Source organism: Bacteroides sp. LFL-34 (assembly GCF_027257075.1).
GTDB classification, from domain to species: Bacteria; Bacteroidota; Bacteroidia; order Bacteroidales; family Bacteroidaceae; genus Bacteroides; species Bacteroides ovatus.
Genome location: NZ_JAPQKZ010000016.1, coordinates 50465 through 66739 on the forward strand (window position 1 = coordinate 50465; position 16275 = coordinate 66739).

Consider the following 16275-nt stretch of genomic DNA (forward strand, 5'->3'; position numbering starts at 1 on the left):
AACCTGTTTTATCACAAATAGAATCGACCAAAGAACGGATTTCGACGGTAAACTGCTGTTTACCATCCCCATCCACCAGGTCCATGTCCACCGCCTCCACCACCGGGCTGGCCACCGCCGGAAGTGCTGCCGATTTGTGTCACCATCGAACTGGCAGTAAATGTTGCCGTCTGTGTGCCACCGGAATAAGTGGCTCCCGAATATAACCCGAAGAACTCGGAACCACCGGAAACCGTTCCTCCTTTTGAGATAGTATAACTACCGCCCGAGGTCAGATTCGGACTACTGAATAATACCGTCATTTGAGAATAAGCACGGGGAATCTGATAGGTCAGTACGCTGGTTCCGTCGGCCGACTGGATATTCAGTATTTCTCCGTTACTTCCCGAACCGCCATAGATCACAGTGCGTTGCGTACATACACTTGATGTAGGTGTACTTGTTCCTCCTCCAATACCCAGAACAATCCCCCCGGTAATCTTAAAGGTATTCTGATCGCAATCGAATCCGTCTTCGGGAGAAGTAGTACCCGACGATACGATCACTCCCCCCGTAATGGTCAACGTACCATTAGAGTCAATGCCGTCATTTCCGGAACTATAACAATAAATATTGCCACCATTAAGAACAATGCTGTTACTTGCATTCATACAGTCATCGTAACAAAGCGCGGCAACTGTACCCTCATTGACAGTCAACACACTTTTACTCTCGATACCCTCACTACCTTCCCCACCGGTAGCCTTCACAAGCACCGTTCCTCCATTGATTGTCAACGCACCGTTCGCTTTGATTCCTTTTGCCGACGAGTCGAGCTTGCCATACACACACTGCGTACCGGTAGTTATCACTTTCACCGTGCCGTCATTGATGGTAATCGAACCGTCACAGTTGATACCTTTACCGGCTCCACCTGTACTCTGTATGGCGATCTCCCCTCCTGTAATCAGGATATTTCCGTCACATTTAATTCCTGCACACGAACTCAAATCATTGTCTTCATAAAGTGCGGTTTGAGAAGTGAATGCAGTCAGCTTTCCTCCGGAGATGGTCAGGTTACCATCACAGGATATTCCTTTGGAGGCTGCTCCCGCCACTTGTGCCTGAATAGCACCGCCACTGATTACCACATCCAGACAAGATTTCAACCCATGCGCTTTATTGTCCGTTGTAGAGAGTTTGGCAAATCCTCCGGTCATCGTAATTCCTCCCTCTTCACACTGAATAGCATCGCCGTCAGAAGATATATTCAGTATTCCGCCGCCGATAATCACAGATTCATTAGTATGGATTCCGTCTTTTTTGGCCGAAGCTACCGTAATATTACACCCGCTACGGAAACGCACATAATCATCGCTTGTGATGGCATGTTTATAATTTCCGGTAACTGTGAGTGAACCGCCTCCACTGAAAATGAGTTGCCCCTCACTGAACAGACAGGCTTTCATATCCTCTCCATCAGTAGTTGCCGTATAAGAAGACCCATCTGTCAACACATTCGTTGTTTCATCCGCGCATACCACAAACACACGTTTGGAAGACTGGATATTAATGGCAGCACCTACCGGATTGAGTATAGACACCCCTGCCAGTGATAATTTGAATTTCTTTTCGCTATATACCTTGAACGAGCCATTCGTAGTAGTCCCGCTCAACACATATTCTACTCCGCTGACTGTAGAATTAACCACGACATGCGCCCCATTGGAAGACACTTCCACTCCTGAAACACCATTGCTTACCGCAGCAGTCGTTCCATTATAGATAATCGTCACCACAGAGGCGAATTGGGAGTTCTCTATAAAATCATCATCGGAAGTAACCGTTTCCGACATGCTTCCATACGCCGTTTTATCACTTTCATCAAAAGCGATTGTAAATCCCAATAAATCTTCCGATCCCTCGGGAATCGTCGGGTTGGGCTGACTGCTTCCTCCACCTCCCGAACCTCCGACCAATATTCCTTCCTGATCGCCGAAATCGAATGATTCCGTCGTACAGTTCACCAACAACAGCAATAAAAGCGGTATCCAAAACAACACAATCCTTTTCATAATTTCTTGTTTTATCTATTAAAACTTAAATGAATATCCTGCAGACGCTTTCAGCCAACGAAACATCTTATAGGAAACACCTGCCGAACCCGACCAGCATTCCACCGTCTGCAATCCGTCCCTTGTACGAAATTCACCTTCCAGAGAAGCATCGAAACCGGAGAATATCTTTTTCTTCACTTCCAGAAAAGTCAGACCGGAAGAGACATATGTCCTTACACGGATCTTCTCACGGATCACTCTTCCGTTTTGATGAGCCAGATACATGGCGTAATCGGGAGTGTCGAGATAGGTAGTGTGATAAGCTATATTTCGCTCCCCCTGCACCTCTTGCACACGATAACAATTACTCGCCCGTTGTAATACGTCCATCAGGGCAGAGAGCGAAACGATATACTTCGTGTCCGTACGGTTCATCAAACGGATGGTACTCATCTCTTCCAAAGAAATGGAGGAGAAAGCGGAAAGTGCGGTGGTTACATTACATGCCTCGTTCATATTCATAAGGGATTAGAGTAGCAAGTGTTACAATACTGTAACAAATGTATGACAGAGAAGCAGAAAAAGGAAAAAAAATCAATGAACGGGGGATTCTTATCGGTGAATCGACTGTATTACAGCAATAAACTGTTCTGTTCTATTCTTAAGATTCTATTATTCAACAGTGGCTATGAATCGAATCAAATAGAAAATAAAATGCATAATCTAGTGCAAGAATATGCATATCACGCCCCTTATTATGCATAAATAAAGGGTAAACAGACCGTTTTTCATTGTATGAAAACGTCCGTTCTTTAAATGCAAGGTATCCTTGGTCGGTGAGGAACGCCTCCTTGCTCACCGACCAAGCTACCGTTCATCGGTGAGGAAGGAGGCGTTGATTGAAATAAGAGTCGTTTCCAAGCTATGTCACTTCTAACTTCGTTAATTTTCAATATAACAAATAGCTATAACATCAGAAAAAAAATATTGATTTATTTCGAATCTGGTAGCAAACAAATACAAACAGCAAGGATTTACTATCAAATCACTGTCTTTTGGGAGAATCCAAAAAGACATTTAAGCTCCTATTTATTTGCTATCCTCATATAGGTTCTAATTAAAGCAAAGAAAATGTATAAAACATCCTATTTTTATGTATAACCCTATTTTAAGCAAACATAGATTTATTTCTTGTAATATTCCAGCGGATTCCTCTTCACTTTTTTACGGAAGTATTTATTGAAAGTTGTAAAGATGAATATTACATTCTAAACTTTCCGCAAGAGTCAGAAATAGAGAAGAAAAAAAATGAACGGTTTCTCACCTGTGAAAAATAGGAGGAAAACCATTTGCTTTTTTAGAGACCTCTTCATTCTCTTTTTACAGCCATTCTTAAAAGAAGAACAATCGATATTAAAAATAGAACACATTTATTTTTTCATTTTAGGTACTTTTACCGCATACGATTAAAAATAGAACATTAAAATAAAAAAACAGACCTTGACAATAAAGAATTGTTAGTCGAACTTTGCAAAGTTTTATTAAATACGCAATAAAAACAAAAAGCAAAATGAGAAACTTACGAAAACTATCTTATGTCGCTTGCGCAGTATTTTTCTTTACATCATGCGAAGAAACTTACAATGACAAGCTATTTTGGCCAGGAGAAATTAGTCAGGAATATGGCTCGTATATTAAACCATATACGCTAGACCTAACCTACAGCGGAGAGAAATTAATTGGAAAAACTGTCAGCTTCAAGACAGAAGATAGCGAAACGGGAACACTGACGCTGAATAATATAATCCCGGGAGAAAAGGAAACTCCTATCAGTCGCATCCAACTTTATGAGAATGAAAAGAAAGGATATTATACTTTCAGCGGGACCAATATCACAATGGGAGGAGCTACGGTGAAATATGAAGGAATAATAACTCCGAAAAACATGCAACTATCACTGAACGTAACAATGGCTTATGCCAACTCCATTGCAAACACATATACATTTCCTGCATACTCCCACACAACAGATGGAGAAAGTATCATCCGTAATAGCGGAGCCAGCTACGTGAATATTACTACAAAAGCAGGAGGAGAATCTCTCCAGCCGGTGATTTTACAAATACAGCAAATGGCAACTAATATATTAGATGTGATTTTTCCTTATGTATTGAAGGATATTACATTTGAGAAAAATGGAATTGTCACTGCCAGCTATACTACGAGCCCTGTAGACATGAATGAAATTATGGAAGTTGCCAATTCGGGCAAAACTGACGCTGAATTCAAAAGTCTGATCAACAAACGCACTTATGAGTCATCTCCCAAAGGATTGGCCTACTGGAATCAAACAGGCAACAAAGCATTTGTCGTACAACTAAATATCCCTGCCATTGTGTCTCTCATAGCACAAAACAACGGAAAGCAAATTGACTATCAGCTTATCGCAGGAATCAGTGAAGCACTTCTAAAATCTGACCCGGCACGTTTAAAATTAACGTTAAGTGCCATCAATATGATTTTAAACAATGAAATAATCACCTATATTCTTCAATTGGATGATGATACTTTTGCAACTCTGCTCACATGGATGAAAGACGGAATACCAATGGGCATCAACTCAACAAAAGAACATACTTATATCTATTTCAACAAAGAAACTCTCATGCCGTTCATCAGCATCATCGGTAGTTTGCTGGAAACAAATTTAATTGAAGTTGCAGCCCTTTTCGATAAAATGGAAATCGGTATTGACCTCACAGCTAAGAAATAATTCATTTTAATTATCTAATATAAAAAAACAATGAAAAAAATATCTATCCTATTAATAAGCTGCCTTGCCGTAGCGTCTGCATTTTTAACTTCTTGTGATAATGATCACTACGGACCAGAGCCTATAGATGTAACAGCCAATTATTCAAATAAACTATCAAACCCCAATCCGAATCTAATTCTTACCTATAATGGTGAAACAATGATCGGAAAATCAGTAGACTTTAGCACTGTAACAGGAGAAACCGCTATTATTAACTTATATGATATTTTACCAGGAGAAAAAGAAGTAAAAATTATGTCTATCCCCCTTTCTGGAGATGGGCAAGGATATTCTTTTTCAGGAAATAGTATGGGAAATGAGACTTTAAGCTCTTTTAGATACGAAGGACGCGTAATAAAAGGACAGTTAACATTAAATATATCCAATATCAAAATGGGCAATGCAGAATTATGGGCAAATACTTATAAACTACCCACAGTTATTAATGGCATCAAAACGATTGTAGTTGGAGACATGTGGGGAGAAGAATATACATGGCAAGATGTTGACGGACAAGTACTAAATGCATCATGCTATTTTTATGCAGACATAGAAGCTTCAGAAAGTGGAGCCACAACTCAAACATGGGGTAGTGCCATTCAAAACATATTAAGTTATATTTTGCCACAAGTTCTACAAGAAATTACTTTAGGAGCGGACGGGAATGTAACGGCTTCTTATTCAAATGAACCATTGACAGGAGTAGACATGGATATCATTTTTGGATTTCTAGAAAATCCATTAACACAGGATATGATTACTCCTAACATTGTTAACCGTAATTATATTCCATCTCCAAAAGGATTTGCTAATTGGTTCCAAAAAGACGGTAAGTTAATATTAAAATTAAACTTAGCTAATATTATTGCCTCAATATCCAGCGGCAATCAATATATGGATGTCAATATAACCAATGCTATCATTGAAGCTATATCCCAAATGGATGCTATGAAAGTGAAAGAATTGCTAACCACGCTCAATCAAAGTCTAAAAAATGAAACACTTGGATTCCTGCTCAATGTCAATGACACTTCTTTCAAAGCTATTTTCAATTGGTTAACTACCGGAATCCCGATGCAAGTTATTTCAAAAGATGGACATACTTTTATTTACTTAGACAAAGAAGGTTTTACTCCCATAGCCAAATTACTACCAGATCTTAGTCCGCTAATAGTCAGTCTGCTTCCAGAAGATATGCAATCACTGGGAGGAATCATCTCTATATTTTTGAACGGTATATCAGACGCTTTTCTATCACCTGAAAAAATAGAATTTGGTTTGGAAATTGTTCCAAATAAATAAAACAAAAAACAATGAAGAAATTATATATCCTAACAATCCTGTTATGCCTTACCGGTTTCGGAAGCATCTTTGCCCAAACCCTGAAAGGACATATATATGATGCCAAGACCAATGAGCCATTGGTCGGAGCCACCGTCACCTACAAACTTCATGGTAATCAGGGAGTAGTATCTAACATTAACGGAGAATATGAAATCAAACTTCCCGAAGGTGGAGTTGACCTTGTATTCAGCTATGTTGGCTATGATGATGTCTTGATGCCCATCGTTATCAACAAGCGTGAAGTAGTCACCAAAGACGTTTACATGAAAGAAAGCACCAAGCTGCTGGAAGAAGTCGTAGTCAGTGCCGGACGCTTTGAACAGAAGTTGAGTGATGTCACTGTCTCCATGGACGTTGTTAAATCCGGAGATATTGCCCGTCAGGCACCCACGGATATTTCTTCCACTCTCCGCACACTTCCCGGTGTAGACATTGTAGACAAACAACCTTCTATGCGCGGAGGTAGCGGATGGACTTACGGAGTAGGTGCACGCAGCCAAATTCTTGTGGACGGAATGAGCACACTGAATCCGAAAACAGGAGAAATCAACTGGAACACTGTTCCTTTAGAGAACGTAGAACAGGTGGAAGTGATTAAAGGAGCATCTTCCGTACTATATGGCTCATCAGCTTTGAATGGTATTATCAATATCCGTACCGCACGTCCGGGACTGACACCGAAAACACGATTCAGCGCCTATATCGGTGTATATGGTGATGCGGAAAACGACGAATACCAATGGAGCGACAAGAGTTTCTGGAAAGATGATAAATATTCTGTTAAACCGATCCTGCGCGGAAGTCTTCTTAGCGGTATACGGAATCCTATTTACGAAGGATTCGACCTCTCCCATTCCCGCCGTATCGGTAATTTCGATGTCAGCGGAGGAATCAATCTTTTCACTGATGAAGGATACCGCCAACAGGGATACAACAAACGTTTCCGTATGGGAGGGAGCCTCACTTATCATCAGCCCGATATGGGAATGAAACTGTTGAACTATGGTTTCAATGTCGATTTCCTTTCCAATCAATACGGCGACTTCTTCATCTGGCGTTCACCAACGGAAGTGTACAAACCGTCTCCTTTCACCAACATGGGACGTGAAGAGAATAATTTCCATATCGATCCGTTCATCAACTATGTGAATCCGGAAAACGGTACGTCACATAAGATTAAAGGACGTTTCTATTACAGCGCCGACAATATCGTACGCCCTACCCAAGGAACTTCCATCACTGATATTCTGGGAAATATGGGAACTGATGCCAAAACGATACAGAATATAGCCGGTGGCGATTACAGTTCACTCTATCCTGCATTGGTAGGTATCGGTTCCGGACTTGTCAACGGTAATCTGGAAGATGCCATGAACGGAGTGTTCACCTCATTAGGCAATATTTTCCCGAATGCGACGACTGCCGATTATTGCGATCTGATCTCCTGGGTAATGGACAACGGAGTGCCGAGTGACTTGGGAGGACTTGCGAACGGACAGTTACCGAGTGATCTGATTCCGTGGTTATCAAATGTTATCAATCCGTCACGAAACACTCCCAAAACACAGACTGATAAGAACTTCGATTACTATCTCGACTACCAGTTCAATAAGAAATGGGAAGGTGGTGCACAAATCACTACCGGAGTAACCCTGGAACATATCCGCTATGACTCCGCTGTAATGGATGAGGTATACAAAAGTGATAATGTAGCTGCTTTCCTTCAGTACGATCAGCGCTTTTGGGATCGTTTGAGTGTGTCTGCCGGTGTACGTGCCGAATATTATCGGGTGAATAATCATCACCGTGAAGCCGAAACCAAAATTTTCGGAACCAAGGTTCCGTTCCGTCCGGTCTTCCGTGCAGGGTTAAATTATCAGCTGGCTGATTACAGTTTTATCCGTGCCAGCTTCGGACAGGGTTACCGTAATCCGTCTATCAATGAAAAATACCTGCGCAAGGATATTGGTGGGGTTGGCGTCTATCCTAATCTGGACATCAAACCGGAGAAAGGATTTAATGCGGAATTAGGAATTAAGCAAGGATATAAGGTCGGCAATTTCCAGGGTTTTGTGGATGTTGCAGGATTCTATACACAGTATAAAGACATGGTTGAATTCCAGTTCGGACTGTTCAACAATGCCAATTACACAATGCTTAATAGCATAGGCGATGCATTTCAGATGCTGACAGATGGCAAAGGTTTCGGCATCGGAGCCCAGTTCCACAATGTATCGAAAGCCCAGATTTACGGAGTAGAAATTTCAACGAACGGCGTGTATAATTTCAATAAGAATACGAAGTTGTTCTATAACTTGGGATATGTATACACGGAGCCACGCGATGCTGACTATCAGGAACGTAATGCAGTAGAGGGGCTTTATACCGATCCTCTTCAGATGAAAGAGAAATCGAACACAGGTAAGTACCTTAAATATCGCCCGAAGCACAGTTTTAAAGCTACGGTAGATTTCCAGTGGAAACGTATCAATGTCGGTGCCAATGTAGCATGGAAGAGCAAAATTCTGGCAGTTGACTATCTGATGTTGGACGAACGCGAGAAACAGCAGAAAGACCTGATGGATTATGTACGTGGCATCCTTTTCGGTTATTCAAAAGGAGAGACACTGGCTACTTACTGGAAAAAACATAATACGGACTATGCCACTGTTGACGTGCGCTTCGGAGTAAAAGCCACAAAAGAAGTAGCTTTCCAGTTTATGGTGAATAACCTGTTGAATAAAGAATACAGCAACCGCCCAATGGCAGTTGCCGCTCCACGTACTTTCGTACTGAAAATGGACGTCACTTTCTAACTAACTTTCAAGATTCACAATTACTTAAGAAACGGCTGCTCAATGCAGCCGTTTTCTTTTTTCTCCTCATCTGTCATCATTTATCTATATATTGCGTATCTTTACCCCCCGAAAACGAGAAGAAATAACCGATAAAATGAAAAAACAAATCCTACTTATTGCCATCCTGTTTTGTACGGCCTTTGCACAGGCACAAGAAGTTTTTGTAACTGCTGATTTTGTAAGCAGTTATATTTGGCGCGGTATGGATAGCGGCAATGCAAGTGTGCAGCCTTCACTCGGCCTCAACTGGAAAGGACTGACCGTTTACGCATGGGGTTCTACCGAATTTCGCGAAAAGAACAATGAAATAGATTTATCACTAGAGTACGAATACAAAAACCTGACTCTTTACGCCAATAACTATTTTACCCAGACAGAAGAGGAACCTTTTAAATACTTCAATTACAGTTCGCACTCTACCGGGCACACTTTCGAGGTAGGAGCCGGCTATATGCATAGCGAAAAGTTCCCATTGTCAGTAAGTTGGTACACTACCTTTGCCGGAAACGATTACCGGGAAAACGGGAAACGTGCCTGGTCCAGTTACTGCGAGTTGAGTTACCCGTTCAGCGTGAAGGATGTAAATATGAATATCGAAGCAGGTTTCACTCCTTGGGAAAGTATGTACTCCGACAAATTCAATGTAGTCAATATCGGATTATCTGCAACAAAAGATATTAAAATAACGTCCAATTTCTCTTTACCCATCTTCGGAAAGCTAATAGCCAACCCTTATGAAGAGCAACTTTATTTTGTAGTTGGAATTACATTGTAGATGATTCTTACATTCAATTATTAACTAATAAACACCCCCATGAAAAAACACTTTCTTATCTTCGCAACAGGTCTTTTTCTACTAAGTGCCTGTAATTCGGTAAAAGCACCGGAAGCTATCTTACCCATTCCCGAAGCCAAACAGGTGGAATGGCAAAAAATGGAAACGTATGCGTTTGTACACTTCGGACTTAACACATTCAACGACCGTGAATGGGGATATGGAGACTCCGATCCTAAAACATTCAACCCTACCCGTCTGGACTGTGAGCAATGGGTACAGACATTTGTCAAATCCGGCATGAAAGGAGTGATCCTGACAGCGAAACATCACGATGGATTCTGTCTGTGGCCTACGCAACTGACAGAGTACTGTATCCGCAACACTCCGTACAAAGACGGAAAAGGAGACATTGTCCGCGAACTGTCGGATGCCTGCAAAAAGTATGGCATTAAATTCGCAGTCTATCTCTCGCCCTGGGACAGGCATCAGGCCAATTATGGTTCTCCCGAATATGTAGAATACTTCTATAAACAACTCAACGAACTGCTGAGCAACTACGGTGACGTATTTGAAATCTGGTTTGATGGTGCCAACGGTGGAGACGGCTGGTATGGCGGAGCAAAAGACAGCCGTACAATCGACCGCAAGACTTATTATAACTATCCGCGAGCTTACAAGATGATTGATGAGTTACAGCCACAAGCTGTTATCTTCTCGGATGGAGGTCCGGGCTGTCGTTGGGTAGGCAACGAACACGGATTTGCCGGAGCTACTAACTGGTCTTTTCTTCGTGCAGGAGAAGTTTATCCGGGCTATCCCAAGTATCGTGAACTGCAATATGGTCATGCCGATGGTAACCAATGGGTAGCTGCCGAGTGTGATGTTTCCATCCGTCCGGGATGGTTTTATCATCCGGAAGAAGACGACCGTGTGAAAACAGTAGACGAACTGACTGATTTATATTACCGCAGCGTAGGACATAACGCAACGCTATTATTAAACTTCCCGGTAGACCGTGACGGATTGATTCACCCTACTGACTCTGCCAATGCCGTAAACTTCCACCAGAATGTACAAAAACAACTGGCACACAATCTGCTGGCGGGACTCTCTCCCAAAGCATCGGACGAACGTGGAAGAACATTCTCCGCCAAAGCTGTGACCGACGGTGATTATGATACTTATTGGGCTACCAATGATGATGTCACTTCAGCCACTATCGAATTCGATTTACCTCAGGCAGAGAAGATCAACCGTATGATGTTGCAGGAATATATTCCTCTCGGACAACGTGTCAAATCATTCGTTGTAGAATATAACCAGGCAGGCGAATGGCTCCCAGTAAAGCTCAATGAGGAGACTACCACTATCGGATATAAACGGCTCCTTCGTTTCGAAACAATCACTACGGATAAGATTCGTGTCCGCTTCACGGATTCACGGGCTTGTCTCTGTATTAATAACATTGAAGCATATTATGCAGGAGAGACTTCGGATACATACACAGCGAAAGCTGCAGAACTGAAAAGTTACCCGTTCACTCTTGTTGGAGTAGATGTAGAGGAAGCACAGAAAGGCATGGATAAAAACGACCAGACCACCTGTTTCATCAATGGAAATACACTATTGATTGACTTGGGAGAAGAACGAACGATTACCTCATTCCACTATCTCCCCGACCAAAGTGAATATAATAAAGGGGTGATCGCGGCCTACGAAATATCTGTAGGTACGGACAGTAATGCGGTCAACCAGGTAGTAGCCAAAGATGAATTTTCCAATATAAAGAGCAATCCGATTTTGCAATCGGTTTACTTTACTCCGGTCAAGGCTCGCTACATTCAGTTGAAAGCAACACGGATGATACATGACGGTGAACCGATGGGGTTAGCTGAAATTGGGATACAATAATAGATGATATGGTACAAAAAACAGGAATTATTGTGCAGAAGAAAAACTATACTCTCCGTACCTGGCAAACCGAAGATGCAGCATCATTAGCCCAATATCTCAATAACAAGAATATTTGGGATAACTGTCGTGACGGTCTCCCCTATCCTTATAGTCAGGAAGATGCTAACGTTTTTCTCTCTATGGTACAAGCGAAAGAAAACATTCAAGATTTCTGCATTGAGGTAAACGGAGAAGCAGTTGGAAGTATCGGTTTTGTACCCGCTACGGATGTAGAACGTTTTAGTACAGAAGTAGGCTACTGGATTGGAGAACCTTTCTGGAACCAGGGAATCGTTACTGACGCCCTGAAAGAAGCCATCAACTATTATTTCGAACACACTGATAAGGTACGTGTATTCGCAGTCGTATTTGAGCATAACTCCCCATCCATGCGGGTATTAGAGAAAGTGGGATTCACGAAAGTAGGAATTATGCAAAAGGCTATTTTCAAGAATGATAATTTCACGAATGCACATTATTACGAACTTATCAAATAATCCGGAATTCATCAACAGTCTGCTGGACAATCCGGCAGACTGCCCATAAACGCTTTGTCAACCCTGAATTAAATCTATAAAAACCCTCCTCTTTTGCTCAAAAATCTTAAACCTGTGCATTTTTTACTCGGATTTCTTGTCAGAACCAAGCGTTTGAGTAAATTTGCACGCTGATAGTTAACCGGATAGTTTGGATAGCAAGATATTACTACTTGACTACTGGCTGCTAACTTGTAGAAATACTAATACTAAAATTTATAGCATGAGTTTGAAAATTGTTGTATTGGCAAAACAAGTTCCTGACACACGTAATGTTGGGAAAGATGCCATGAAAGCCGACGGGACGATTAACCGCGCGGCACTTCCCGCTATCTTCAACCCCGAAGACCTGAATGCTCTCGAGCAAGCTCTTCGACTGAAAGATGCTCATCCAGGCTCTACCGTAACCATCCTGACCATGGGACCGGGACGGGCAGCCGACATTATTCGTGAAGGACTTTTCCGTGGCGCAGATAACGGTTACTTGCTGACCGACCGTGCTTTCGCTGGTGCAGATACACTGGCTACGTCTTACGCACTGGCTACTGCCATCCGCAAAATCGGTGATTGCGACATTATCATTGGTGGTCGTCAGGCTATCGACGGTGACACGGCGCAAGTAGGTCCGCAGGTAGCAGAGAAGCTAGGATTGACGCAAATCACATACGCAGAAGAAATTCTGGAAGTGGGCGATGGTAAAATCAAGGTGAAACGTCATATCGACGGTGGTGTAGAAACTGTAGAGGGTCCGCTGCCTATCGTGATTACCGTAAACGGTTCTGCCGCTCCTTGCCGTCCGCGCAATGCGAAACTGGTTCAGAAATACAAACACGCCAAAACAGTTACCGAAAAACAACAAGGTAACCTTGATTATACCGATTTGTATGACAAGCGTGATTATTTGAATCTGGTAGAATGGAGTGTAGCCGACGTAAACGGTGACCTTGCACAATGCGGTCTGTCCGGTTCGCCGACAAAAGTGAAAGCCATCCAGAACATCGTGTTCCAGGCTAAAGAGAGCAAAACCATCAGCGGCAGCGACCGTGACGTGGAAGACCTGATTGTTGAACTATTAGCTAACCACACCATCGGATAATCATGAATAACTTATTTGTATATTGCGAAATAGAAGAAGGTAACGTTGCAGACGTTAGCCTCGAACTTCTGACCAAAGGTCGTTCGTTAGCCAACCAGTTGAACTGTCAGCTCGAAGCTGTAGTTGCCGGAAGCGGCCTCAAAGATATTGAAAAACAAATCCTTCCTTACGGAGTAGATAAACTTCACGTTTTCGACGGTGAAGGCCTTTACCCTTATACATCACTTCCTCACACAGCTATCCTGGTGAACCTCTTCAAAGAAGAGCAACCGCAAATCTGTTTGATGGGTGCTACCGTTATCGGTCGTGACCTCGGTCCGCGCGTTTCTTCTGCTCTGACCAGCGGATTGACTGCCGACTGTACTTCACTTGAAATCGGTGACCACGAAGACAAAAAAGAAGGTAAGACTTATAAGAACCTGTTATATCAAATCCGTCCGGCATTCGGTGGTAACATCGTTGCTACGATTGTGAACCCGGAACACCGCCCGCAGATGGCAACCGTTCGCGAAGGTGTGATGAAGAAAGAAATCCTCTCTCCGACTTATCAGGGAGAAGTAATCCGTCACGACGTGAAAAAGTATGTAGCCGACACGGACTATGTAGTGAAAGTCATCGAACGCCATGTAGAAAAGGCAAAGAACAACCTGAAAGGTTCTCCGATCATCATAGCCGGTGGTTACGGTGTAGGTTCGAAAGAAAACTTCAACCTATTGTTCGACCTCGCTAAAGAACTTCACGCAGAAGTAGGTGCCAGCCGTGCTGCTGTTGACGCTGGTTTCGCAGACCATGATCGTCAGATCGGTCAGACTGGTGTCACGGTTCGTCCAAAACTCTACATCGCTTGCGGTATCTCCGGACAGATTCAGCATATCGCCGGTATGCAGGAAAGTGGTATCATCATCTCCATTAACAACGATCCGGATGCTCCGATCAATACGATTGCCGATTACGTAATCAACGGAAGTATCGAAGAAGTTGTGCCGAAGATGATTAAGTATTATAAACAAAATAGCAAGTAAGGAAAGATGGCTAATTATTATACAGACATACCGGAACTCAAGTTTCACTTGAACAATCCGATGATGAAACGTATTTGCGAACTCAAAGAACGCAATTACAGAGATAAAGATGAATTCGACTACGCTCCGCTGGACTTCGAAGATGCTGTAGACTCTTACGACAAAGTATTGGAGATTACAGGAGAAATCACAGGAGAAATCATTGCTGCTAACGCAGAAGGTGTAGACGAAGAAGGTCCTCACTGTGCTAACGGTCGCGTAGAATATGCTTCCGGAACCAAACAGAACCTAGACGCTATGGTGAAAGCCGGCCTGAACGGTATGACCATGCCACGCAGATTCGGCGGTTTGAACTTCCCGATCACTCCGTACACCATGTGTGCAGAAATCGTGGCTGCTGCCGACGCCGGTTTCGGAAATATCTGGTCTTTGCAGGACTGTATTGAAACACTGTATGAATTCGGTAACGCTGACCAACACAGCCGTTTCATTCCTCGCGTATGCCAAGGTGAAACGATGTCTATGGACTTGACCGAACCGGATGCAGGTTCCGACTTACAGGCAGTTATGCTGAAAGCAACTTATAGCGAAAAAGACGGTTGCTGGTTGCTGAACGGTGTAAAACGTTTTATTACAAACGGTGATGCTAATCTTCACTTGGTATTGGCTCGTTCGGAAGAAGGTACAAGAGACGGTCGTGGTCTTTCTATGTTCATCTATGACAAGAATGAGGGTGGTGTGAACGTACGTCGTATCGAAAACAAACTCGGTATCCACGGTTCTCCTACTTGCGAACTGGTGTACAAGAATGCAAAAGCTGAACTTTGCGGTGACCGCAAACTCGGTTTGATTAAATACGTTATGGCTTTAATGAACGGTGCCCGTCTGGGTATTGCTGCGCAGTCTGTAGGATTGAGCCAAGCTGCTTACAATGAGGGATTGGCTTATGCTAAAGACCGTAAGCAATTCGGTAAAGCAATCATCGAATTCCCGGCAGTATACGATATGCTAGCTATCATGAAAGGTAAGTTGGATGCCGGACGTGCTTTGCTGTATCAAACAGCTCGCTACGTAGACATTTACAAAGCATTGGATGATATTTCCCGCGAACGTAAACTGACTCCGGAAGAACGTCAGGAACAGAAAAAATACGCCAAACTAGCAGACAGCTTTACTCCGCTGGCTAAGGGTATGAACTCTGAATATGCTAACCAGAACGCTTATGACTGTATCCAGATTCACGGTGGTTCAGGATTCATGATGGAATATGCTTGCCAACGCATCTATCGCGACGCACGTATCACCAGCATCTACGAAGGAACTACCCAGTTGCAGACTGTAGCCGCTATCCGTTACGTGACTAATGGTTCTTACATCGCTACTATCCGCGAGTTTGAGGCCATTCCTTGTTCACCGGAAATGGAACCGCTGATGTCTCGCCTGAAGAAGATGGCTGACAAATTTGAAGCAAGTACCAACGCTGTGAAAGAAGTACAGGATCAGGAATTGCTTGACTTCACCGCTCGCAAACTGGTGGAAATGGCTGCTGATATTATCATGTGTCACTTACTAATTCAAGATGCCAGCAAGTCTTCTGAACTGTTCTCCAAATCTGCACACGTATATTTGAACTATGCAGAAGCGGAAGTAGAAAAGCATACAAATTTCATCGAAAACTTCGACAAAGAAGATTTGGCGTTCTACAAAAAGTAACAAATAATCGACTAAATCTGATAAAAGCATCCTTTCTTACGAAATGGATGCTTTTTTTATTTGTCATATTCTATTATTTTCCATTATTATTCTATACATTTGTCAGTGAGATAAGTAATTTTTT

10 protein-coding genes and 1 pseudogene are annotated in these 16275 nt (G+C 42.7%); 9 read left to right on the forward strand and 2 right to left on the reverse strand.

The window, feature by feature from the left end; genetic code table 11:
• Positions 1-59 precede the first annotated feature (59 nt).
• Both N5O98_RS11710 and N5O98_RS11715 read right to left on the reverse strand, forming a co-directional pair.
• Positions 60-2054, reverse strand: a complete 1995-nt coding sequence (locus N5O98_RS11710; RefSeq protein WP_004311754.1) for a carbohydrate-binding domain-containing protein — start codon at positions 2052-2054, stop codon at positions 60-62.
• A 168-nt stretch (positions 2055-2222) separates the two neighbouring features.
• Positions 2223-2552 (reverse strand): annotated as a pseudogene (locus N5O98_RS11715) (VTC domain-containing protein); the annotation flags it as partial.
• Between the two features lie 1054 nt (positions 2553-3606).
• Here N5O98_RS11715 and N5O98_RS11720 point away from each other — a divergent pair.
• The 9 genes from N5O98_RS11720 to N5O98_RS11760 all read left to right on the forward strand — a co-directional run bounded on the left by N5O98_RS11720 (position 3607) and on the right by N5O98_RS11760 (position 16151).
• Positions 3607-4809, forward strand: a complete 1203-nt coding sequence (locus tag N5O98_RS11720; protein WP_004311756.1) for a DUF4925 domain-containing protein — start codon at positions 3607-3609, stop codon at positions 4807-4809.
• Positions 4810-4839: 30 nt separating this feature from the next.
• Positions 4840-6153: a DUF4925 domain-containing protein gene (locus tag N5O98_RS11725; RefSeq protein WP_004311757.1), complete on the forward strand. Its 1314-nt coding sequence runs from the start codon at positions 4840-4842 to the stop codon at positions 6151-6153.
• Between the two features lie 11 nt (positions 6154-6164).
• Positions 6165-9011, forward strand: a complete 2847-nt coding sequence (locus N5O98_RS11730) for a TonB-dependent receptor (RefSeq protein ID WP_118161362.1) — start codon at positions 6165-6167, stop codon at positions 9009-9011.
• Positions 9012-9147: 136 nt separating this feature from the next.
• Positions 9148-9828 (forward strand): hypothetical protein, encoded by a 681-nt coding sequence (locus tag N5O98_RS11735; RefSeq protein ID WP_004311759.1) that lies wholly within the window; start codon positions 9148-9150, stop codon positions 9826-9828.
• A gap of 39 nt (positions 9829-9867) precedes the next feature.
• Positions 9868-11742 carry an alpha-L-fucosidase gene (locus tag N5O98_RS11740; RefSeq protein WP_004311760.1) on the forward strand — a complete coding sequence of 625 codons (1875 nt, stop codon included), beginning with the start codon at positions 9868-9870 and terminating at the stop codon, positions 11740-11742.
• An 8-nt stretch (positions 11743-11750) separates the two neighbouring features.
• Positions 11751-12281 (forward strand): GNAT family N-acetyltransferase, encoded by a 531-nt coding sequence (locus N5O98_RS11745; protein WP_004311761.1) that lies wholly within the window; start codon positions 11751-11753, stop codon positions 12279-12281.
• 262 nt (positions 12282-12543) lie between these two features.
• On the forward strand, positions 12544-13416 hold the full coding sequence (locus N5O98_RS11750) for an electron transfer flavoprotein subunit beta/FixA family protein (RefSeq protein WP_004301028.1): 873 nt from the start codon (positions 12544-12546) through the stop codon (positions 13414-13416).
• 2 nt (positions 13417-13418) lie between these two features.
• The gene (locus N5O98_RS11755) at positions 13419-14438 is read left to right on the forward strand and encodes an electron transfer flavoprotein subunit alpha/FixB family protein (RefSeq protein ID WP_004301029.1); all 1020 of its coding nucleotides are present in this window, start codon (positions 13419-13421) and stop codon (positions 14436-14438) included.
• 6 nt (positions 14439-14444) lie between these two features.
• Positions 14445-16151, forward strand: a complete 1707-nt coding sequence (locus N5O98_RS11760; protein WP_004301030.1) for an acyl-CoA dehydrogenase family protein — start codon at positions 14445-14447, stop codon at positions 16149-16151.
• Positions 16152-16275 lie beyond the last annotated feature (124 nt).

What these genes read in the sequence shown, in the direction of transcription:
- N5O98_RS11710 (WP_004311754.1), bottom strand. Translation starts at nt 2,054, where the DNA reads ATGAAAAGGATTGTGTTGTTTTGGATACCGCTTTTATTGCTGTTGTTG.
- N5O98_RS11720 (WP_004311756.1), top strand. Translation starts at nt 3,607, where the DNA reads ATGAGAAACTTACGAAAACTATCTTATGTCGCTTGCGCAGTATTTTTC.
- N5O98_RS11725 (WP_004311757.1), top strand. Translation starts at nt 4,840, where the DNA reads ATGAAAAAAATATCTATCCTATTAATAAGCTGCCTTGCCGTAGCGTCT.
- N5O98_RS11730 (WP_118161362.1), top strand. Translation starts at nt 6,165, where the DNA reads ATGAAGAAATTATATATCCTAACAATCCTGTTATGCCTTACCGGTTTC.
- N5O98_RS11735 (WP_004311759.1), top strand. Translation starts at nt 9,148, where the DNA reads ATGAAAAAACAAATCCTACTTATTGCCATCCTGTTTTGTACGGCCTTT.
- N5O98_RS11740 (WP_004311760.1), top strand. Translation starts at nt 9,868, where the DNA reads ATGAAAAAACACTTTCTTATCTTCGCAACAGGTCTTTTTCTACTAAGT.
- N5O98_RS11745 (WP_004311761.1), top strand. Translation starts at nt 11,751, where the DNA reads ATGGTACAAAAAACAGGAATTATTGTGCAGAAGAAAAACTATACTCTC.
- N5O98_RS11750 (WP_004301028.1), top strand. Translation starts at nt 12,544, where the DNA reads ATGAGTTTGAAAATTGTTGTATTGGCAAAACAAGTTCCTGACACACGT.
- N5O98_RS11755 (WP_004301029.1), top strand. Translation starts at nt 13,419, where the DNA reads ATGAATAACTTATTTGTATATTGCGAAATAGAAGAAGGTAACGTTGCA.
- N5O98_RS11760 (WP_004301030.1), top strand. Translation starts at nt 14,445, where the DNA reads ATGGCTAATTATTATACAGACATACCGGAACTCAAGTTTCACTTGAAC.